A 21,065-nucleotide genomic window follows, 5' to 3' on the forward strand; every position below is an offset into this window, starting at 1 on the left:
CTCGCACGCGGGCCCTCGTACGCCGACCTCGCGCGCCGGACGGATCGCCGTCCGGTGCGCGGGAGTCGGGGTGGTTTCCGGTGTGCGCGAGTGGGGGGCCGGTTTCCGGTGCGCGAGGCCGGTGCGCCCGAAAGCCCCGGCCTCAGAGCGCGAAGAACGCTCCCAGCAGCAGCGCCGCGCCCGCGAGCGCCGTCACCCACGCCGTACGCGTCAGCCGCAGCCCGCCGCCGACCACCGGCGCCGCAAGCAACAGCGCCCCGCCGAGCGGCACCCACGCGAGCAGCGCGCCGGACGAGCCCGCGCGCACCAACTCCTCGGTACCGGGCTTGCGCACCACCTCGTACGCCCCGCCCTTCTTCACCGCCACCGACCGCTCTATGGGCGTCCCGGCACGCGGCGCGGGCGGCCCCTCGGCGTCGTACGTCCCCCTGCACACCGTCTCACCGCACTCGGCGACCGACAGCGTGCCGTGCTCACGGCCTTTGGACAGCAGCACATGCTGCGCCGTGTCCCACGACGTCCAGAAACCGCCGGCCAGCAACAGCGCGGCGACGCACGCCATGGCGGCACGGCGCCCCACCGACAGGGCCAGTTGCGACGAGCTCGGCTTCATGGACCGCGATCCTTGGCCATCCGGACGCGGCAGGTCAACTTGTCCCCGGGGAATGGTGGTTGAGGGGCCGCCGGGCACCTGGGTTTTCGCGGACCATATGCGCTGTTGTCAGGAGTTGTACGCGCCCTGCGCCCGCTCCAGCCCCTCCGTCACCAGGGACTCCACGGCATCGGCCGCGCGGTCCACGAAGAAGTCCAGTTCCTTGCGCTCCACCGAGGAGAAGTCCTTCAGTACGAAGTCGGCCACCTGCATCCGCCCCGGCGGCCGGCCGATCCCGAACCGGACCCGGTGGTAGTCGGGGCCCATCGACTTCGTCATCGATTTCAGGCCATTGTGGCCGTTGTCGCCGCCGCCCAGCTTGAGCCGCAGGGTGCCGTAGTCGATGTCCAACTCGTCATGAATCGCCAGGATGTTCGCCGTCGGCACCTTGTAGAAGTCCCGCAGCGCGGTGACCGGACCGCCGGACAGATTCATGTACGACAGCGGCTTCGCCAGCACCACACGCCGGCTCCCCGGCCCCATGGGCCCCACCCGGCCCTCCAGCACCTGCGCCTGGGCCTTCGGCGCGCGCTTGAACGAGCCGCCGATCCGGCCCGCGAGAAGATCGGCCACCATGAAACCGACGTTGTGGCGATTGGCCGCGTAGTCGGGGCCGGGATTGCCCAGGCCCACGATCAGCCACGGGGCGGTCGCATCGGTCGTCATCTGCGCTGTGTCTCCTCAGGACGAAGAAGAACGGGGTGACGGGCACCGGCCCGCCACCCCGTCGGGCAAAGCGTTTCTCAGGGCCGTACGACAGACAGTGCCGGTCGTAGGACAGTGTCGTACGGCGGTCGTACCGCGGTCGGTCGGCGCCGAATCCGTACGGATGTCCGTGCGGCACCCCGTACGGACGTCGTACGGGAGCCGGTCCGGAAGGCCGTACGAGTCCGAGCGGAACCCGTACGGAATCCGCTCGGAACACCCCGGCCGGACCCATGATCCGGTCCGGCCCCTCGCCGACCGGCGGTCCGGATCCCCGTGGAACCCGGGCGGCCGGAACTCAGGCGTCGCCGGCGGCCTCGTCCGCGGCGTCGTCCGCGGCCGGCTCCTCCGCCTGCGCGGCCAGCACCTGGATGACGACCGCTTCCTCGTCGGTCACCAGCGTCGTGCCGTCGGGCAGCGGAACGTCCTTCGCGAGGATCGAGGCACCGGCCTCCAGGCCCTCGACGGAGACCGTCACGGACTCGGGGATGTGCGTGGCCTCGGCCTCGACGGTGAGCGTGCTGAGCACGTTCTCCAGCAGGAACGGACCCGGCGCCAGCTCGCCCTCGGTGTGCACCGCGACCTCGACCGAGACCTTCTCGCCGCGCTTGACCGCCAGCAGGTCGACGTGCTTGATGTGACCCCGCAGGGCGTCACGCTGGACGGCCTTGGGGATGACGAGCTCCTTGCGGCCCTCGATGTCGATGCTCAGCAGGGCGTTCGCCGTCTTGAGAGCCATCATCAGGTCGTGGCCCGGCAGAGTCACGTGGACCGGGTCGGCGCCGTGACCGTAGATGACCGCGGGAACCTTGTTCTCACGGCGGGTACGGCGGGCGGCGCCCTTGCCGAACTCGGACCGGACTTCAGCGGCGATCTTGACCTCAGCCATGGCTGCACTCCTCGTGGATGACGCGTCGGTGACGATGGACTACTGGTCACCCGGCCACGACAGCCTGCTACGAAGAGCGCGTCGATAACGGACAGCCGCAGATGAAAGCGGCCTCCCTCGCCGAGCAACTCCACGAGCTTACCCGGCGGGAAGGCCGCCTCAGAAATCGATCTACGAAGACCCCGTCTCCGGGGGCCGTTACGCCTGCTCGTCGAAGAGGCTCGTCACCGAACCGTCCTCGAAGACCTCACGCACCGCGCGGGCGATCGTCGGCGCGATCGACAGCACCGTGATCTTGTCCATCTCCAGATTGCCCGGGTCGGGAAGCGTGTCCGTGAAGATGAACTCGCTCACCTTCGAGTTCTTCAGCCGGTCCCCGGCCGGACCCGACAGCACACCGTGCGTCGCCGTCACGATGACATCCTCGGCGCCGTGCGCGAACAGCGCCTCGGCGGCGGCGCAGATCGTGCCACCCGTGTCGATCATGTCGTCGACCAGCACACAGACCCGGCCCTCGACGTTGCCCACGACCTCGTGCACCGTGACCTCGTTGGCCACGTCCTTGTCCCGGCGCTTGTGCACGATCGCCAGGGGCGCGTCCAGCCGGTCGCACCAGCGGTCCGCGACCCGCACGCGTCCGGCGTCCGGCGAGACCACCGTCAGCTTGGTCCGGTCGACCTTCGTCGCCACGTAGTCCGCCAGGATCGGCAGCGCGAACAGATGGTCCACCGGGCCGTCGAAGAAGCCCTGGATCTGGTCCGTGTGAAGATCCACGGTCAGGATGCGGTGCGCGCCGGCCGTCTTCATCAGGTCCGCGATGAGACGGGCCGAAATCGGCTCCCGCCCACGGTGCTTCTTGTCCTGGCGGGCGTATCCGTAGAAGGGCACGATCACGGTGATGCTCCGCGCGGAGGCCCGCTTCAGCGCGTCGATCATGATCAGCTGCTCCATGACCCACTTGTTGATCGGAGCGGTATGGCTCTGGATCAGGAAGCAGTCCGCACCGCGGGCCGACTCCTGATAGCGCACGTAGATCTCACCGTTGGCGAAGTCGAAGGCCTTGGTCGGCACTATCCCGACACCGAGTGTGTGGGCGACCGCCTCGGCCAGCTCGGGGTGTGCGCGGCCGGAGAAGAGCATCAGCTTCTTCTCGCCGGTCGTCTTGATCCCGGTCACAGCACAGTCTCCTCAGACGTGTTGATTGCTGCTGCACCCGCGTGTCCCTGCGAGCCAGCCGAACGTGAGCACTTAGCACGGTACGCGCCCGAAAGGACGCCTCTTTCCGGTCAGCTTTCGACCGCGAGTGCTTCGGCAGCGGCGGCGGCGGCCTGCGCGGCGGCGCTGCCGGGTCGCTTACGGGCCACCCAACCCTCGATATTCCGCTGCTGGCCCCGCGCCACGGCCAGCGAGCCCGACGGGACGTCCTTCGTGATGACCGACCCGGCGGCGGTGTAGGCACCGTCCCCGACAGTGACCGGCGCCACAAACATGTTGTCCGAACCCGTCTTGCAGTGTGAACCGATCGTCGTGTGGTGCTTCGACTCCCCGTCGTAGTTCACGAACACGCTGGCAGCGCCGATGTTCGTCTGTTCGCCGATCGTCGCGTCACCCACGTAACTCAGGTGCGGCACCTTCGAACCGTCGCCGATCGTCGCCTTCTTCATCTCCACGAACGTGCCGGCCTTCGCCTTCACGCCGAGCTTCGTGCCGGGACGCAAGTACGCGTACGGGCCCACCGAGGCACCCTCGCCCACCTCCGAGTCCACGGCAACCGAGTTGTCGACCCGGGCGCCCGCGCCGACCGTCACGCCCGTCAGCCGGGAGTTGGGGCCCACCTCGGAACCCTCCGACAGATGCGTGGCGCCCAGCAGTTGCGTACCCGGGTGCACGACCGCGTCCGGCTCGTACGTCACCGTCACGTCGATCAGCACCGAGGCCGGGTCCACGACCGTGACCCCGGCGGTCATCGCCCGCTCCAGCAGCCGCGCGTTGAGCAGCCGGCGGGCCTCCGCGAGCTGGACGCGGTTGTTGATACCCAGGATCTCTCGGTGGTCGGCCGCGACCGAGGCGCCGACGCGGTGCCCGGCCTCGCGCAGGATGCCGAGGACGTCGGTCAGATACTCCTCGCCCTGGCTGTTGTCCGTACGGACCTTGCCGAGCGCGTCCGCGAGCAGCGCGCCGTCGAACGCGAACACCCCGGAGTTGATCTCCCGCACCGCGCGCTGCTCGTCCGTCGCGTCCTTGTGCTCCACGATCCCGGTGACGGCGCCGGTCGCCCCGTCCCGCACGATCCGCCCGTACCCGGTCGCGTCCGGGACCTCGGCGCTGAGCACCGTGACGGCGTTGCCGTCCTCGGCGTGCCGCGCGGTGAGCGCGGCCAGTGTCGTACCGGACAGCAGGGGGGTGTCGCCGCACACGACGACGACGGTCCCGTCCGGGGTCTGCCCCAGCTCCTCCAGCGCGGTCCGGACGGCGTGCCCGGTGCCGTTCTGCTCCGCCTGGAACGCGGTGCGCACTCCGCCGTACGAGGCGGTCAGATGACCCTCCACCAGCTCCCGCGCGTGCCCGACGACGACCACGAGATGCTCCGGCTCCAGCTCCCGCGCGGCGGAGACGACATGACCGACGAGCGAGCGCCCGCTGATCTCGTGCAGAACCTTGGGCGTCCTCGACTTCATACGGGTGCCTTCACCCGCTGCGAGAACGACGACGGCGGCCGGGCGATTGGCGCTCACGGGATTGCCCTTCGGCTTCGGGTGCTTGGCGTGACGTACATCCGCAGGATACCGGGGTGTTTCCGGGCGGAAACGAAGGCGGGTCCTGACCGAGGAGGTCAGGACCCGAACCGCGCGGCTCCCGGAGAAGGATTCGAACCCTCATTCAATGGACCAAAACCATTTGTCCTGCCCTTAGACGATCCGGGATGGTTCGCCAGCGATGTCCGCTTTTCCGGAGTGGGCGAAAGCGCAGCCCCTACTATGCCGCACCACCGGCCTCCGACGCGACGGAACGGCTCGGTTCCCGCCTCCGTTCTCAGGTCGGTTCACCGGTCCGCGACCGGGCCGTCCGCGCGCTGGTCGCAGTCGCCGGAAATTGACTCGCGGGCGCCCGTAGGCTGGACGCATGACCACTACGGGGGTGCATCAGGAAGCCGAGGGTTCGACCGCCCGCGGGTTCTGGTGGTGGAAGCGGCGGCGCGGTGCCGTACTGGATGTGGGGCTGGCCGGGTTGTCGGCCCTGGAGTGCGCGTTCGAGGGAGTGCGGTTCGCGGGCAGCGCGCAGCTGCCGGTGGCCGTGGGGGTCGTCTTCGGGGTGCTGGTCGGGTCCGTGCTGCTGTTGCGGCGGCGGTGGCCGATGGCCGTCGTGCTGGTCTCCGTGGCGGTGACGCCCGCCGAGGTGGGCGCGCTGCTGAGCGTGGTGGGGCTGTACACGCTGGCCGCCTCCGACGCGCCCCGCCGGATCATCGGCGCGCTGGCCGGGATGGCGATGGTCGGGACGCTGATCGTGGCCTTCGTACGGACGCGGCAGGACGTCATGGGGACGGAGCTGGCGGCGTCGACGCCCTGGTACATCTCGCTGATAGCCGTCTTCATGGCGCTGGCCCTGACGGCGCCGCCCGTGCTGCTCGGTCTGTACGTGGGCGCCCGGCGGCGGCTCATGGAGAGCCTGCGGGAGCGGGCGGACAGCCTGGAGCAGGAGCTGTCGCTGCTGGCCGACCGGGCCGAGCAGCGGGCGGAGTGGGCGCGCACGGAGGAGCGGACGCGGATCGCGCGGGAGATGCACGACGTGGTGGCGCACCGGGTGAGTCTGATGGTGGTGCACGCCGCCGCGTTGCAGGCCGTGGCGTTGAAGGATCCCCAGAAGGCGGTGAAGAACGCCGCGCTGGTGGGCGACATGGGGCGGCAGGCACTGACGGAGCTGCGCGAGATGCTGGGCGTGCTGCGCGCCGGCGAGCAGCAGGCGGCGCGCAAGGCGGTCGACGCGGGGCGCGACGCGGGCGCGGGCCGGGCGACGGTCCCGTTGGCCTCGGTGGGTGTGGCGGCGGCAGCCGCCGCGGCAGCCGCGGCGGCGGCGGGGCCGGGGCCGGGCATGGAAGACATCGAGACGCTGGTGGGTCAGTCGCGGGACGCGGGCATGGTCGTGGAGCTGGCGGTGCAGGGGGAGTCGCGGCTGTACGCGCCGGAGGTGGAGCAGACCGCGTACCGGGTCGTCCAGGAGGCGCTGACGAACGTGCACAAGCACGCGGTGGGCGCGAAGGTGATGGTGCGGCTGGCGCATCGCGAGGCCGAGGTGGCCATGCAGGTGGAGAACGGGCCGGCGCAGGGTGTGGCGGACGCGGGGCTGCCGAGCGGCGGCAACGGGCTGGTGGGGATGCGGGAGCGGGTGCACGCGCTGGGCGGGGTGTTCGTGTCGGGGGAGACGGACGCGGGCGGTTTCCGGGTGTCGGCGGTGCTGCCGCACGGGGCGGTCGCGGCGTAGCGGGGCGCGGGTCCGGCGGGGGTGTGCGTACGTACGTGGTGTGCCGCCCTCTTTCAGGAGGCGTGCGCGCGGGTCAGTCCGACGTGAGGCGCTGCGGCTGCGCGCCCGTGACCAGTGCCGCCAGCGCGTGGTCGATGTGCGGGCCGAGGTACCAGTCGCCGGTGTGGTCGATGGAGTAGACGCGTCCGGAGGCGTCGACGGCCAGGACGGCCTGGGCGTCGCCCTCCTCGCCGATGGGGCTGATCTCCGTGTCGAGGGAGCGTCCGAGGTCGCCGAGGGTGCGGGCGAGGTGGATGCCGGCCAGGGGGTCGAACCGTACGGTGGTCGGGGCGATCTGGCGGCCCGGTTCGGGTCCGGTCACGGAGAGTCCGCCGAACTCCGCCCAGATCTCGACCACGGCCGGGAACACGGCGTGCACGTGCCCGGCGGGGGTGATGTGGGCGCGCAGGGTGTCCGCCCATTCCTCGGCCTGTCGCATGTCCCAGCGCCCCGGCCGCCAGCCGGCGTCGCGCAGGGCGACGTCGACGGCGACCGGGAAGCGGGTGGTGGTGAGGTCGGGCACGGGTCGTTCAGCCCTTCTGCGTCGGGTCGACGGGGCGTACGCCGAAGTGGGCGAGCATCGCCGTGCAGGAGCGGCAGGGTGGCGCGTAACTGCCGTGCAGCGGGTCGCCGTCCTCCCGGATGCGGCGTGCGGTGAGTTTGCCGTGCTTGAGGGAGCGGCGGGCCTCGCCGTGGGTGAGGGGCTTGCGCTGGGCCCGCTTGGAGCGGGCGCCCTCGACGGCGGTGAGGTGCCGGGAGAGCAGTATGGCTTCGGGGCAGCGGCCGGTGAACCGTTCCCGCTGGCCGCTGGTGAGCGTGTCCAGGAAGTCCTGGACGAGGGCGTGCAGGGCGGGCGGCTGGTCGGCCTTCCCGGCGGTGCAGGTGAGATTTTCCCCACGTACGGAGAGCGCGGCGGCGACGGCGGGCAGGATGCCGTCACGGCGCTGCCGGAGCGGTGGCGGGCGGTGCGGTTCGGTGCTGCTCCAGCTCAGGCGCGGGTCCCCGGCGGGTTCGCGGGCCTGGGCGCCGCCGGTCCGCGGATCGGCGTGCGCGGCCGGGCGGCCGGCGGTGTCCGTGGCGGGGCGTCCCGCCGGTCTTCCCGAGTGGTCGCGCGCATCGAGGCGCGGATCTCCCGATGTGTCCTGTTGTGCTGTGTGCAAAGCGCTGTCCCTCCCTACGGAATCCCCACGCAATCCCCAGAGTTGCGGGGGACAGCCTGCCAAATGTGACACGTCGTGGGGAAGCCGGGGCGGTATCAGGGGGTGGTGTCGCTCCTGTGTGACCTGCGGTGACCGGTTGTCACCGGTACCCGAACGGGTGGTTCGGAGCGGTCCGGCGGTGTCCCGGAGGGGCGGCGTCCCCTGTTGCCTCACGGCATAGGCTGTCTCGAACAAGTCAGAAGCCAGCAGGGGGCATCCGTCATGACGACAGGTCGGCTCGGGCAGCAAGCCGCGCCACCGAACGCGGCCTATGCCGGGCAGGTCGTGCATTTCCCGGACCCGGTCCGGGCCTCCCGCCACCCCAGGGGTGTGCCGGTGGACGGCGACGGCTTCCCGGACTTCTCGCCGTACGCGCGCGCCGCCGCCGAGATCGCCGAGCCGCCGGAGGGCTTCGGCGTTGACGAACTGCGGCTGACCGACTACGTGTCCGCGAACGCCGCGCTGCACGCCGAGGGCCACGAGCTGTGGGACACGATCCCCGCGGTGGCCACCCCGCACGGCTGGACCTGGCATCACGCCCCCCGGTCGCGCCGGCTGCTGCTCGTACCGGTGGAGGTCAAGGCACTGCTGCGGCACCACGGCGGGCTGGCGACGACGGCGGTGGATCACGACAAGCGCGGGACGCGTCCTCTTCAGGAGACGCGGCCGGCGCACTTCGGGCTGCCGAAGGGCGAGGTGTCGGTGTCCGAGCAGCAGTTGCTCGGGGTGGAGGAGGATCTCGGGTACCGGCTGCCCGGCGCGTACCGCACCTTCCTCAAGGCGGCGGGCGGTTGCGCCCCGGTGGGCGCCGCGCTGGACCCGGAGCTGGGGCTGCTGGTGGATCAGCCGTTCTTCACCGTGCGTGAGGAGGCGGCGGTCAACGACCTGCTGTATGTCAACAAGTGTCTGCGGGACCATCTGACCAAGGACTATCTGGGCGTGGCGTTCGTCCAGGGCGGCATCCTGGCGGTGAAGGTGCGCGGGGAGCGGCACGGTTCGGTGTGGTTCTGCGCGTACGACGACGCGCGCGACCGTGACGGGCTGAGTGTGCGGGAGCGGGTGGAGCGGCTGCTGCTGCCCTGCGGTGACGACTTCGACGCCTTCCTCATGAGGCTGGCGGGCAGTCCGCCGGAGCTGGACACGGTGGCGAACCTGATGGTGGACGGTGGCTTCGCCCGCGCCGTCCCGGTGGAGGGATGAGCGCGATGGTGACCTTCGCTCAGGCGCAGGAGCGCGCGGACGAGTGGGTCAACGGCGAGATGCCCGCGTATCAGCACCGTGAGGTGCGGGTGCGGGAGTTCGAGCTGGGGTTCGTGGTGTGGGCGGAGGACCGGGAGGACGGTCCGCGGTCGGACGGCGGGGCGCAGCGGCTGGTCATCGCGAGGGACAGCGGTGAGGCGACGCTGTGGCCGGCGCTGCCGGTGGGTGAGGTGATCCGGCGGTACGAGGAGGAGTACGGGGCGCGGGCGCAGGCGGCGGAGCCGGCGCGGGCGCCGCAGCGGATCGATCTGCATCAGACGTCGTTCCTGCTGACACCGCCGGAGTGGTTGCAGGAGGCGGCGGACCGGATGGGTGTCCCGGGGTCGCCGGACGCGGGTGCGGGCACGGCCGGTGGTTCCGGCGCGGGCGCGGGCACGGGGTCCTCCGGCGGTGGCGGCGGGTACGGGCAGGGTGCCGCCCCGGTGGCCTCGGGCCCGGCCGCCTCGGGCCCGGCCGCCTCGGCCCCGGTCGTCTCGGCGTCGCAGAGCAGCAGTTCGCCGTGGCCGGACGCCGACCGCAGCGGTGACCACGGTCCGGTGCCGGTCCCGGCGGCGGACGCCACGCCCTGGGCCGGTACGGACACCAACGCCGCCAACGACGACGGTTCCGTGGGGCTTCCGGCGACGGTCTTCGCGCCGCCGCTGTCCGGGGCGGACGACGACGACACTCCGCCGCCGGGGCTGGCGGCCGAGGCGCCGACGGCGCTGATGTCGGGGGGCAGTCAGCTGCCGCGTACGTCCTTCGCGCCGGGGCTCGGCGTGGGTTCGCCGTCGTCCGGTGGTTCCGGCGTACCGGGTGAGGGTGCTCCGGCGGGTCCGGGCGGGGTGACGCCGCCGCGCGGCGGCTTGTCGGGTCCGCCTCAGCCGCCTCAGCCGCCGGGCCCGCCCGGTCCGCCGCCCGCTCCTCCGACGGGCCGGGGGTCCGGTACGGGTGGCGCCGGGGTGCCGGCCGACGGGTACCAGCCGACGCAGCTCGCCCCGCAGGCCGGTTCCGGTGGTGCGGGTGGCATGGGCGGTGCGGGTGTTCCGCCGCCGCCGGGTCCGCCCGGTGCTCCGGGCACGCCGCCGGGTCTTCCCGGCCCGCCCGGTGTTCCCGGTATGCCGCCGCCCGGTGGGGTCCACCACGCCGCGACGATGCTGGCCGGCCCGAGCCAGGGCGGCCATCCCGGCCCGCCCGGTCCGCCGGCCCCTCCTGGTCCTCCCGGTACGCCCCCGCCCGGTGGGGCGCACCACGAGGCGACGATGCTGGCCGGGCCCGGTCCCGTACCCGGACCCGGTATGCCGCCGGGTCCTCCGGGTCCGCCCGGTGTTCCCGGTATGCCGCCGCCCGGTGGGGTCCACCACGCCGCGACGATGCTGGCCGGGCCCGGCCCCGTACCCGGTCCGCCGCCCGGCCCTCCGGGTCCTCCCGGCGCGCCCCCGGCCGCCCCGCCGGGTGCGTACGGCTACCCGCGGCAGACCGGCGCGCCCACGGTCGGGCCCGGCTACCAGGCCGTGCTCCGCTACCGCGCGCCCGACGGCTCCGAGGCCCAGCTGATCCGCCGCTCGGCGCCCGGTACCCCGCATCCGGAGTGGCAGATCCTGCACGAACTGCGCGCCATGAACGTGCCGCCGCAGCAGGTGCTCGAACTCCACACCGAGCTGGAGTCCTGCGAACTGCCCGGCGGTTACTGCGCGCGCATGATCCGCGAGACCTGGCCGCAGGTGCGGATCACCAGCGTCGCCCCCTACGGCCGGGACCACGCCAGCCGCCAGCAGGGCATGCGGCATCTGCTGACCCACCAGGGCGAGCTGCACCAGGTCGCGGACGGTCCGGCGCGTCCGGCGCCGGTACGGGCCCCGCTGCCGCAGGTGCCGCCCGCGCAGCCGGTCCCGCCGGAGGCGATCGCGCAGGAGCTGGCGGGCGCGTTCGGGCCGCAGGGCCTGTGCCGGTTCGACCAGCGGGCGGTGTCCCGTCAGGGGGTGCCGGAGATCGTCGCGCGGACGCTCGTGTGGGCGGGGCTGCCTGCCGACTTCGGTCCGTTCTTCTGGGCGCAGCCGCCCCAGCCGGTGGTGCCGACGCTGGCCGAGCTGGCCGCGCAGCGGCAGGTGCGGCCGGCGGCGGACGCGGGCTCGTACCTGGTGGTGGGCAGCGACTTCGGGCGGGCCATCTGTGTCCAGTACGGCACGGCGCACATCATGGCCGTGTCGGTGGAGACGGGTCCGGGCGGGCAGACGGTCCCGCCGCAGTTCGTCAACACCGGTCTGCCGGAATTCACCCGCTCGATGGCCCTGCTGGGGCGTATGTGGCGGCTGCGTTTCGGACTGAATCCGGAACAGGCAGGCCGTTGGACCGTCGATTTCCAGGCACAGCTCGCGGCCGTCGACCCGGCGGCGCTGTCGTCGCCGGAGAGCTGGTGGTCGGTGCTGCTGGAGCAGATGTGGGACGGACTGCTCTGACCGTACGGCGCTGAAGCGCCGGCGCGTATCACCACGGCGCGAGGCGCCCCCCGGGCGAACGAGGGGGCGCCTCCGCCGTACCCGTGTGGGGAGATGGCCGGATCACGTCGGCCGGGCCCTCGGCGCGGAAGCGGAAACAGGTGTGCGGCGTCACATGCCGCATCCTTGAGCAGGATGAACGGGTGAGGCGTTGCGCGGGGACGTCCGGCTCACACCGTAGGTCGGAGAGGGGCTTCAGGGGATGGCTGCCGCACGGGCATCGGCGCACGGCTTCGACTCCGTTTCGGCCTGGGGCCGCGGTTACCGGCGTGAGCAGGTGGACCGGCGGCTCACGGAACTGCTGAGCGACCACGAGGACGCCGAGGCGCGGGAGCGCGCGCTGGCCGATCTCGCGGAGCGGCTGCGGGCCGAGGCGGAGGTGCTGCGCCGGCAGGTCGAGGAGATGCCGGAGCAGACGTACGAGTCGCTGGGCAGGCGCGCCCAGCGGATCCTCGCGCTGGCCGTCGAGGAGGCGGAAGAGGCCCGCGCGGCGGTGCGGGAGGAGGAACTGGCGCTGCGCGAGGCGGCGGACGGTGAGGCCCGCCGGGTGCGCGAGGCGGCCCGCGCGGTCGCGGAGGAGGTCACGGCCGACGCGGACGCGGAGGCGACCCGGGTCGTGGCGGAGGCGCGGGCGGCGGCCGACGAGCGGCGGACGGCCGCGCGCCAGGAGACCGAGGAGATAAGGGCGGCGGCGCTGGCCCGTTTCGACGGGATACGCCGGCGGGCCGAGGAACTGCTCACCGAACTGGCGCGGGAGCACGCGCAGCGGCTGGCCGCCGCGACCCGGGCCATCGCGGAGGCCGAGGCGCGGACGGTGGCGCGCGAGTCGGAGCTGGAGAGCCGCTCGGACTCCCGGCTGGCGGAGGCCAGACGCCTGTTCGCGGAGGGCGAGGAGAACGCCCGGCGCATCCGGGAGGAAGCGGCGGCGCGCGCGGAGGAACTGATCGCGCGGGCGCGGGCCGACGAGGAGCGCACCGTACGGGAGACGGAGCGGGTCCTGCGGGAGCACGACGAGGCCCGTGACGAGGTACGGGCGCGGATGACGCACGTCCGCAACAGCCTGGCGGCGCTGACGGGCCGGATGCCCCCGGAACCGGACCGGGAGGACGAGCCGGAGACCGGGACCGGGACCGGCACCGTGAACGGGACCCGGGACTGAGCCTCTTCAGGAGGACGCGGAGGCGGTGAACCCTCTTCAGGAGGCGGCGTCTTCGGGAGGGGCCGGGTGCGGGGCCGGCCGCCGTACGGGTGGCGCCGGAGGGGCCGGTTCCGGCGCGGGGTCCTGGTGGACCGGGAAACGGCGCGGCGCCACGAACAGCAGCACCAGGAGACAGAGCACGGCCGCCCCCGCCGCGCCCAGGAACACGGCGTCGACCGCCGAGTCCACCGCGTGGCGCAGGAAGTCCGCCGCGCGGTCGGTGAGGGCGCCCGGGTCGCCCAGGGCGTGGGCGACGGAGTCCAGGTCGCGGGGGAGATCCGCGCCGGGCGCGCCGGCGAGCCGGCCGGTCAGGACGCCGTTGGCCAGGGCGCCGAACAGCGCGGCGCCCACGCTCTGGCCGAGCTGACGGCAGAACAGGATCGACGCGGTCGCCGTACCGCGCTCCGCCCAGCCGACGGTCCCCTGGACGGCGATGATCAGCGGCAGTTGGAACAGTCCGAGTGCCCCGCCGAGCAGCAGCATCAGCAGTGCGGGCTGCCACGCCTGGCCGGGGAAGGGCAGCAGCGGGAAGGCCAGCAGGACCAGCAGCGCGCAGGACATGCCGGTGATGGCGGTGCGCCGGAAGCCGATCCGGTTGTAGACGCGGTCGCAGAGGGCCGCGCTGATCGGCCAGGTCAGGGTCATCGCGGAGAGGACGAAGCCGGCGGCCACGGGGCCGGCACCGAGGACCGTCTGGGCGTACGTGGGCAGATAGACGGTCGGGGCGATCATCAGCAGACCGAACGCGCCCAGCGCCAGGTTGACGGCGACGACGGGGCGGCGGCGCCAGACCCAGCCGGGGATGATCGGCTCGGCCGCGCGCCGCTCGACGAGGAACGTGAGGCCGGCGAGCAGGACGGCGCCCGCGAGGAGCGCGAGTGACGGGGCGGAGAGCCAGGGCCAGGCGACGCCGCCCTGGACGAGGGCGGTCACCAGGAGGGTGCCGGTGGCGAAGACGGTGAGCGCCCCGGCCCAGTCGATCCGGGTCCGGGGCCGGGTCCGGGCCGGGGCGGAGGGTCGCGTACGGGCGGGGGTGCGGGATTCCGTACGGCCCCGGCCCTGGACGGCGGGCCGCGTGGCGCGCTCCCGGCCCGGCGCGGTCCGGCCGGGCTCGTGCAGGTGGCGGACGACGAGGTACAGGGCGAGCAGGCCCACCGGCAGATTGACCACGAAGATCCAGCGCCAGTCCGCGTACCCCGCGAGCAGTCCGCCCAGCGCGGGCCCCGCGACGGCGGACGTGGCCCAGACGGTGGACAACTTGGCCTGGATCTTGGGGCGTTCCTTCAGTGGGTAGAGGTCGGCGGCGATGGTCTGCACGGTGCCCTGTATCGCGCCGCCGCCCAGACCCTGGACGACGCGGAAGGCGATCAGGGACACCATGCTCCACGCCGTGGCGCAGAGCACCGAGCCGACGAGGAACAGCACGATGCCCGCGATCAGCACCGGTTTGCGGCCGAAGGTGTCGGAGAGTTTGCCGTACACCGGGAGCGTCACGGTCGCGGCGAGCAGATAGCCCGAGAACAGCCAGGAGAAGACGGAGAAGCCACCGAGGTCCCCGACGATCTGCGGGACGGCGGTGGCGAGGACCGTGCCGTCGAGCGCGGCGAGCGCCATGCCGAGCATCAGGGCGGCGACGACGGGACCGCGGCGGGGCTCCGGTGGGGTGGTGGGGCCGGTCACAGGATTCCTTCCCTATGCAGGTATCTCCCGTGGACACCCTCTCACCCGGCCCCCGGGGCACGGCAGGGCGCGGGACGGCCCCGGCCGGCGACCCTCACGCGCCCTCCCTCCTGAGGCGGAGAGCCCTCGGCGCCTGTCGTTTGGATCTAGCCGGGCTCGCGTGCCCCGGCACCACGCCCCACCGCCGTTGACGGCGGAGGAGGGAGGCACGGCCTCCGCCGTGCCTCCCTCCTCCGCCGTCACGATCCACGGCACCGACGTGACATCGGCCGCCGACGCGGCGGGCGCTCACCGATCCGGCCTGATCCGGACGACAGACCCTAGGGGTGTCTCCCTACTTCCGGCCAGGGCCGGCTCGTCCCCGTGGAGGACGAGAAGAAGGGGGCGCGTTCCTTACGTTTGTCCTACACCGCGGGGGGCCGGTCGGGGGGGCCGGGCGGTGCGGGGGAGCGGGGGTCCGAGGGGGGCTACCACCAGGAAATCCCGAGGCAAACCAGAGGGGAAGTGTCTGCCTTTCCCCAGCGCGCCGGAGGGCCCGGGGCGACCAGAATCGGACCTGCGCCGCCCGGACCGGACCGTACGCCGGGCCGGACGCCGCGAAGGACCGTACGCCGGCCGGGCAGCACCACCGACCACGTACGACCGCACCTCGGACCACGCACGACCGCACCACGGACACACCACCGACCACGTACGACCGCGCCACCCGCGACCCGCGTCACCGTACGCCGGATCACCGCACCACCTGCCACCACCGCACAACCAACCACCACAGCTTCGCGCGAGGCGCGCACCGTGCCTCACGACGCCTGAATTTCAACGGACTTAGGAGACTTACCGTGACAACGGCTATGACCATCCCCACGCATGGGGGCACGGGAGGGCGCTTGGCCGTCGCCGCGCGGGCACGCCAGGTCGTCAAGGCGTACGGCTCCGGGGAGACCCGGATTCTCGCGCTCGACCATGTCGACGTGGACATCGCCCGGGGGCAGTTCACCGCGATCATGGGCCCGTCCGGCTCCGGCAAGTCGACGCTGATGCACTGCCTCGCCGGGCTCGACACCGTGACCTCGGGGGAGATCCACCTCGACGAGACCGAGATCACCAAGCTCAAGGACAAGAAGCTCACCCAGCTGCGCAGGGACCGGATCGGCTTCATCTTCCAGGCGTACAACCTGCTGCCGACCCTGAACGCCCTGGAGAACATCACGCTTCCCATGGACATCGCGGGCCGCAAGCCCGACCGCGAATGGCTCCGGCGGGTCGTGGAGACCGTCGGTCTGGCCGACCGGCTCAAGCACCGGCCCACCCAGCTCTCCGGCGGGCAGCAGCAGCGGGTGGCCGTGGCCCGCGCGCTGGCCGCCCGGCCCGAGATCATCTTCGGTGACGAGCCGACCGGAAACCTGGACTCGCGGGCCGGCGCCGAGGTGCTGACCTTCCTGCGGACCTCGGTGGACGACCTGGGGCAGACCATGGTGATGGTCACCCACGACCCGGTCGCCGCCTCGTACGCGGACCGGGTGCTCTACCTCGCGGACGGCCGGATCGTCGACGAGATGCGCGACCCGACCGCCGAGCAGGTCCTCGACCGGATGAAGAACTTCGACGCACGCGGGCGGACGTCGTGACCGTCCTCAAGACCTCCCTGCGCAACTTCCTCGCGCACAAGGGCCGCATGGCGCTCTCCGCCGTCGCCGTCCTGCTGTCGGTGGCCTTCGTCTCGGGCACCCTCGTCTTCACCGACACGATGAACACCACGTTCGACAAGCTGTTCGCCGCGACGTCCTCCGACGTCACGGTCAGCCCCAAGGGCGCGGCGGCGGCCGACGACATGCCGCCGGGGACCGGCAAGCCGGCCGCGCTGCCCGCCTCCCTGGTCGAGCGCGTCGAGAAGTCGCCGGGCGTGAAGTCCGCCGAGGGCGCGGTCGGCAGCATGAGCGTCACGGTGGTCGACTCCGACAACAAGAACATGGGGTCGACCACCGGTGCCCCGACCATCGCGGGCAACTGGACGGCCAACGACCTCCGTTCGATGGAGATCACCTCCGGGCACGCCCCGCGGGGCCCCACCGAGGTCATGGTCGACGCCGACACCGCCGACAAGCACGGCCTGGCGCTGGGCGAGGAACTGCGCACCATCACCGTCACCGGTGACCTCCGGGCGGAGATCGTCGGCATCGCCACCTTCAAGGTGACCAACCCGGGCGCCGCCGTCGTCTACTTCGACACCGCGACCGCCCAGCGCGGACTCCTCGGCGGGACCGGCCTGTTCACGCAGATCAACGTGGTGGCGGAGCAGGGGGTGAGCGACACGGAGCTGAAGGCGGACCTCGCGGGGTCGCTCGGGGGCGCGTACAAGCTCCAGACGCAGAAGGAGATGACGGACGCGGGCAAGGACAGCGTCGGCTCGTTCCTCGACGTGATGAAGTACGCCATGCTCGGCTTCGCCGGGATCGCCTTCCTCGTCGGCATCTTCCTCATCGTCAACACCTTCTCCATGCTGGTCGCCCAGCGGACCCGCGAGATCGGTCTGATGCGGGCCATCGGCTCCAGCCGCAAGCAGGTCAACCGTTCGGTGCTGCTGGAGGCCGTGCTGCTCGGTGTCGTCGGCTCGGTCGCCGGTGTCGCCGCGGGCGTCGGACTGGCCGTGGGCCTGATGGAACTCATGTCGTCCATGGGCATGGAGCTGTCCACCCAGGACCTCACCGTGAACTGGACGACCCCGGTGATCGGGCTGACGCTCGGCGTGATCGTCACCGTGCTCGCCGCGTACATACCGGCCCGCCGGGCCGGGAAGGTCTCGCCGATGGCGGCGCTGCGGGACGCCGGTACGCCGGCCGACGGCCGCGCCGGACGGGTCCGGGGCACGATCGGCGTGCTTCTCACCGCCGGGGGCACCGCCGCGCTGCTGGCCGCCGCCGGGTCCGGGAAGGCGAGCGAGGGCTCCCTGTTCCTCGGTGCGGGCGTGGTGCTGACGCTTCTCGGCTTCGTCGTCGTCGGGCCGCTGCTCGCCGGGTTCTTCGTCCGGGTGCTGAGCGCGGTCGTGCTGCGGGGCTTCGGCCCGGTCGGCCGGCTGGCCGAGCGCAACGCGCTGCGCAACCCGCGGCGTACCGGAGCCACCGGCGCCGCCCTGATGATCGGTCTGGCCCTGGTGGCCTGTCTGTCGGTGGTCGGCTCGTCCATGGTCGCCTCCGCGACGGACGAACTGGACCGCACGGTCGGGGCCGACTTCATCGTCGAGTCCGGCACCGGCCAGCCGATCGTCCCGCAGGCCCAGAAGGCGATGGAGGGGACACCCCACATCGCGCACGTCACCGAGTACAAGCAGATCGAGACCACGCTGACCCTGCCCGACGGCACGACCACCGGCGACGACCTGACGGCGGCCGACCCGACGTACGCGGAGGATCTGCGCCGGGAGACCGTCGCGGGCGACCTGTCCGCCGCCTACGGCAAGGACGCGATGTCCGTCGGCGAGGGCTTCGCCAAGGAGCACGCGCTGAGGGTCGGGGACGAGCTGACCGTCGCGTTCAAGGGCGGTGAGAACGCCCAACTCACCCTCGCGGCGATCACCTCCGACGACGTGTCGATCGACAAGGGCTCCATGTACGTGGCCCTCTCCACCGTCGAGCGGTATCTGCCGGCCGACCTGATGCCGAAGAACCTGCTGATGTTCGCGGCGGCCGAGGACGGCAAGGAGAAGGAGGCGTACGCGGCGCTCAAGGACTCGCTCGCCCCGTACCCGCAGTACAGCGTGCAGGACCAGACGGACTTCAAGCAGGATCTGAAGGACCAGATCGGCCAGCTGCTGAACATCGTCTACGGGCTGCTCGGACTCGCGATCATCGTCGCGGTGCTGGGCGTGGTGAACACCCTCGCGCTGTCGGTCGTGGAGCGCACCAGGGAGATCGGGCTGCTGCGGGCCATCGGCCTGTCGCGCCGTCAGCTGCGCCGCATGATCCGGCTGGAGTCGGTGGTCATCGCCCTCTTCGGCGCGCTGCTCGGCCTCGGTCTGGGCATGGGCTGGGGCACCGCCGCGCAGAAGATCCTCGCGCTGGAGGGCCTGGGGGTGCTGGAGATCCCGTGGCCGACCATCACCGGGGTGTTCGTGGCCTCGGCCTTCGTGGGACTGTTCGCCGCGCTCGTCCCGGCCTTCCGGGCCGGCCGGATGAACGTGCTGAACGCCATCGCGACGGACTGAGTCCTTCCGCTCGGGACAGGTGGATCACCGTAGGTTTTCGGCTCCGGTGGGTGCGTCTCGCACCCGCCGGAGCCGATCGCGTTCTCCCAGTTCAGGGCGGTGCTGACAACAAGCTGCGCGCGTAGATGCAGCAAGCTGACACGCCCCCGCACCCCATTTCGAGACACCCGCTGCCATGGTCGTCCCACCGGAAGCGAACCGGTCCTACGGAACGATTCAACAGGGGGAATTGTGTTCGGTGTCCCGCACGGCAACTCCGGGAAAACCAGCGTCCGTTCGCGTACCGCGCGCACCGCGCTCGCTCTTGGTCTCTGCACCGCCGCGCTGACCCTCTCCGCGGGCGCCGCCTCCGCCGCCGACCCCGAACCCGCCCCGGCCCCCGACCCGCTGACCCTGTGTCAGACGGACGGCGCCACCACCTCCGCGCCGGTCTCCGGCGAGATCCCGACCGTCTGCAAGCTCGTCAACGGCTGGGACTGAGGACCGGTCCGTGCGGTTTCAGCTCCTCGGGCCGCTCAGCATCACCGACGGCTCCGACACCGTCGTCCTCCAGCCGTCGAAACCCACCATTCTCCTCGCCTCACTTCTTCTGCATGCCAACTCGGTCGTCTCCGCGGACTACTTGCAGCGGACGATGTGGGGCGAGGAACAGCCCGCCACCTCCCGCGCGGCACTCCAGACCTGTGTGCTGCGGCTGCGCCGGCTGTTCACCAAGCACGGCGTCACCGAGACCCCGATCGAGGCCGTGCCCGGCGGTTACCGGATCACGGCCGGGCCCCGCCATCTCGACCTGATCGGTTTCCGCGAGGAGGTGCGGCGGGCCGCCGAACTCCCCGACCCGGAGAGCGAACTGCACGTCCTCAAAGGGGCGTTGGCACTGTGGGAGGGCTCCGTCCTGGCCAACGTACGCTCCGACGTGCTGCACCGCGACGAAGTCCCCCGGCTCGTCGAGGAGCGGCTGCGCACCCTGGAACGGGCCTGCGACCTCAAACTGCGGCTCGGCCGCTGCGGCGAGGCGCTGGTGGAGCTGTGGAGCGCCAGCCGGGCCCACCCCGGGCACGAGCGGTTCCGGGAGCAGCTCATCGAGGCCCTGTACCGCACCGGCCGGCAGACCGAGGCGCTCGCCGAGTACCGGCTGGTCAAGGACTATCTCCACGACGAGCTGGGGGTGGACCCCTCACCCGCGCTGCGCCGGCTGGAGATGGCCATCCTGCGCGGTGAGGACCTGGGACCGGCCGACGACCGGCGCCCCGGCGACTCCGCGTACGTCTCCGGCGGCGGTGAACAGCGGCAGACCGTCGCCCCCGCCGTGGCCCCGGCGGCGACGGTGGAACCGGTCACGGCCGTCCACTCCTTCACCGGGCGCGCCGCCGAGAGCGCCGCGCTCCTGGAGCGGCTGACCGCGCCCGGCCACGACCCCGTCACGCTCCTGGTGTCCGGCGCCCCCGGCATCGGGAAGTCCGCGCTGGCCCGGCACCTCGCCCACCAGGTCAGGGACCGTTTCCCGGCCGGTCTGTTCCTGGTGCGGATGGTCGGCCCGGACGGTACGCCGCGCAGGTCCGACGACGCGGCGGCCGAGGTGGCGGCCGTGCTGCGCGAGAAGGCACCCGGCGAGCGGGCCCTGCTCGTGCTGGACGACGTGGTCGACGCCGACCAGGTACGGCCGCTGCTCCCGTCCGGCGCGGACGGCGCGGCGATCGTCACCAGCCGGCGCGGCCTCGCCGGGCTCGTCGCCACCCACGGCGGGTGGGTGCTGCGGCTGGGCACCTTCACCGAGGAGGAGTCGTACGCGCTGCTGGTCGCCGTCCTCGGCACCGAACGCGTCGGGGCGGAACCGGAGGCGGCCCGCCGACTCGCCGCCGCCTGCGGCCACCACCCACTCGCCCTGCGCATCATGTCGGCCCGGCTGCTCACCCGGCCCGCGCTGCGGCTGGCCGACTCCTTGAGCTGGCTGGCGGAGGACCCGCTGGCCCGGCTCTCGCTCGCCGACTCGCCCGACCTGTCCGTGCACCGTGTGCTGGGGGAGGCGCTCGACCGGCTCGAACCGCCGCTCGCCGACGCCTTCCTGAAGGTCGCCGCGCAGATTCCCGACCACTTCACGGCCGAGGACGGGGTGCGGGTGCTCGGGATGTCCCCCGCCGAGGCGGACGACGTCCTGGACCGGCTCGCCGACGCCGGACTGCTGGAAGAAGGGCCGCCCGGCCCGTACCGGGTGCACGAACTGCTCCGTGTGTACGCGCGCAGAACCGCGCCGTATCGATCCAGACCGATACAGAAGGTGTGAAT

The 21,065-nt window shown here is 72.4% G+C and carries 16 protein-coding genes and 1 tRNA gene; 8 read left to right on the top strand and 9 right to left on the bottom strand.

Annotated features, from left to right (window positions below; all coding sequences use genetic code 11):
* Positions 1-142: 142 nt before the first annotated feature.
* The 6 genes from OG875_RS18845 to OG875_RS18870 form a co-directional block, all read right to left on the bottom strand.
* On the bottom strand, positions 143-613 hold the full coding sequence (locus OG875_RS18845) for a hypothetical protein (RefSeq protein WP_330175394.1): 471 nt from the start codon (positions 611-613) through the stop codon (positions 143-145).
* A gap of 108 nt (positions 614-721) precedes the next feature.
* Entirely contained in the window at positions 722-1,318 is a 597-nt protein-coding gene (pth, locus tag OG875_RS18850; RefSeq protein WP_330175395.1) for an aminoacyl-tRNA hydrolase, read from the bottom strand.
* Positions 1,319-1,655: 337 nt separating this feature from the next.
* Entirely contained in the window at positions 1,656-2,246 is a 591-nt protein-coding gene (locus tag OG875_RS18855) for a 50S ribosomal protein L25/general stress protein Ctc (protein WP_330175396.1), read from the bottom strand.
* Between the two features lie 198 nt (positions 2,247-2,444).
* The gene (locus tag OG875_RS18860; RefSeq protein ID WP_330175397.1) at positions 2,445-3,422 is read right to left on the bottom strand and encodes a ribose-phosphate diphosphokinase; all 978 of its coding nucleotides are present in this window, start codon (positions 3,420-3,422) and stop codon (positions 2,445-2,447) included.
* 110 nt (positions 3,423-3,532) lie between these two features.
* Complete coding sequence (gene glmU / locus OG875_RS18865; RefSeq protein WP_330175398.1) at positions 3,533-4,981, bottom strand: bifunctional UDP-N-acetylglucosamine diphosphorylase/glucosamine-1-phosphate N-acetyltransferase GlmU; 1,449 nt, start codon at positions 4,979-4,981, stop codon at positions 3,533-3,535.
* 118 nt (positions 4,982-5,099) lie between these two features.
* Positions 5,100-5,170: transfer RNA gene (locus tag OG875_RS18870), tRNA-Gln, on the bottom strand.
* Positions 5,171-5,369: 199 nt separating this feature from the next.
* Between OG875_RS18870 and OG875_RS18875 the strand changes: the two genes are divergently transcribed.
* Positions 5,370-6,725 carry a sensor histidine kinase gene (locus tag OG875_RS18875; RefSeq protein WP_330175399.1) on the top strand — a complete coding sequence of 452 codons (1,356 nt, stop codon included), beginning with the start codon at positions 5,370-5,372 and terminating at the stop codon, positions 6,723-6,725.
* A gap of 73 nt (positions 6,726-6,798) precedes the next feature.
* On the opposite strand, the gene OG875_RS18880 is transcribed toward OG875_RS18875, so the two are convergent.
* Complete coding sequence (locus OG875_RS18880) at positions 6,799-7,287, bottom strand: SUKH-3 domain-containing protein (RefSeq protein WP_330175400.1); 489 nt, start codon at positions 7,285-7,287, stop codon at positions 6,799-6,801.
* 7 nt (positions 7,288-7,294) lie between these two features.
* Positions 7,295-7,756, bottom strand: a complete 462-nt coding sequence (locus tag OG875_RS18885) for a YwqJ-related putative deaminase (RefSeq protein ID WP_330177801.1) — start codon at positions 7,754-7,756, stop codon at positions 7,295-7,297.
* Between the two features lie 429 nt (positions 7,757-8,185).
* Here OG875_RS18885 and OG875_RS18890 point away from each other — a divergent pair, with 429 nt between their 5' ends.
* From OG875_RS18890 to OG875_RS18900, 3 genes are all read left to right on the top strand, one after another.
* The gene (locus tag OG875_RS18890; protein WP_330175401.1) at positions 8,186-9,163 is read left to right on the top strand and encodes an SMI1/KNR4 family protein; all 978 of its coding nucleotides are present in this window, start codon (positions 8,186-8,188) and stop codon (positions 9,161-9,163) included.
* A 5-nt stretch (positions 9,164-9,168) separates the two neighbouring features.
* Positions 9,169-11,661 (top strand): SUKH-4 family immunity protein, encoded by a 2,493-nt coding sequence (locus tag OG875_RS18895; RefSeq protein ID WP_443079139.1) that lies wholly within the window; start codon positions 9,169-9,171, stop codon positions 11,659-11,661.
* 241 nt (positions 11,662-11,902) lie between these two features.
* Positions 11,903-12,859, top strand: coding sequence for a cellulose-binding protein (locus OG875_RS18900; RefSeq protein WP_330175403.1), 957 nt, complete (start codon positions 11,903-11,905; stop codon positions 12,857-12,859).
* Positions 12,860-12,895: 36 nt separating this feature from the next.
* Here OG875_RS18900 and OG875_RS18905 read toward each other — a convergent pair whose 3' ends face one another.
* On the bottom strand, positions 12,896-14,521 hold the full coding sequence (locus OG875_RS18905) for an MFS transporter (protein WP_330177802.1): 1,626 nt from the start codon (positions 14,519-14,521) through the stop codon (positions 12,896-12,898).
* Positions 14,522-15,417: 896 nt separating this feature from the next.
* Here OG875_RS18905 and OG875_RS18910 point away from each other — a divergent pair.
* From OG875_RS18910 to OG875_RS18925, 4 genes are all read left to right on the top strand, one after another.
* Positions 15,418-16,206: an ABC transporter ATP-binding protein gene (locus OG875_RS18910; RefSeq protein ID WP_330175404.1), complete on the top strand. Its 789-nt coding sequence runs from the start codon at positions 15,418-15,420 to the stop codon at positions 16,204-16,206.
* The gene (locus OG875_RS18915; RefSeq protein WP_330175405.1) at positions 16,203-18,779 is read left to right on the top strand and encodes an ABC transporter permease; all 2,577 of its coding nucleotides are present in this window, start codon (positions 16,203-16,205) and stop codon (positions 18,777-18,779) included. The genes OG875_RS18910 and OG875_RS18915 overlap by 4 nt, the downstream gene beginning before the upstream one ends.
* 231 nt (positions 18,780-19,010) lie before the next feature.
* Entirely contained in the window at positions 19,011-19,259 is a 249-nt protein-coding gene (locus OG875_RS18920) for a hypothetical protein (RefSeq protein ID WP_330175406.1), read from the top strand.
* Between the two features lie 10 nt (positions 19,260-19,269).
* Entirely contained in the window at positions 19,270-21,063 is a 1,794-nt protein-coding gene (locus tag OG875_RS18925) for a BTAD domain-containing putative transcriptional regulator (RefSeq protein WP_330175407.1), read from the top strand.
* The last annotated feature ends 2 nt before the right edge of the window (positions 21,064-21,065 follow it).

This window comes from Streptomyces sp. NBC_01498 (assembly GCF_036327775.1).
Classification (GTDB): domain Bacteria; phylum Actinomycetota; class Actinomycetes; order Streptomycetales; family Streptomycetaceae; genus Streptomyces.

What these genes read in the sequence shown, in the direction of transcription:
- OG875_RS18845 (WP_330175394.1), bottom strand. Translation starts at nt 613, where the DNA reads ATGAAGCCGAGCTCGTCGCAACTGGCCCTGTCGGTGGGGCGCCGTGCC.
- pth (WP_330175395.1), bottom strand. Translation starts at nt 1,318, where the DNA reads ATGACGACCGATGCGACCGCCCCGTGGCTGATCGTGGGCCTGGGCAAT.
- OG875_RS18855 (WP_330175396.1), bottom strand. Translation starts at nt 2,246, where the DNA reads ATGGCTGAGGTCAAGATCGCCGCTGAAGTCCGGTCCGAGTTCGGCAAG.
- OG875_RS18875 (WP_330175399.1), top strand. Translation starts at nt 5,370, where the DNA reads ATGACCACTACGGGGGTGCATCAGGAAGCCGAGGGTTCGACCGCCCGC.
- OG875_RS18890 (WP_330175401.1), top strand. Translation starts at nt 8,186, where the DNA reads ATGACGACAGGTCGGCTCGGGCAGCAAGCCGCGCCACCGAACGCGGCC.
- OG875_RS18895 (WP_443079139.1), top strand. Translation starts at nt 9,169, where the DNA reads ATGGTGACCTTCGCTCAGGCGCAGGAGCGCGCGGACGAGTGGGTCAAC.
- OG875_RS18900 (WP_330175403.1), top strand. Translation starts at nt 11,903, where the DNA reads ATGGCTGCCGCACGGGCATCGGCGCACGGCTTCGACTCCGTTTCGGCC.
- OG875_RS18905 (WP_330177802.1), bottom strand. Translation starts at nt 14,521, where the DNA reads ATGCTCGGCATGGCGCTCGCCGCGCTCGACGGCACGGTCCTCGCCACC.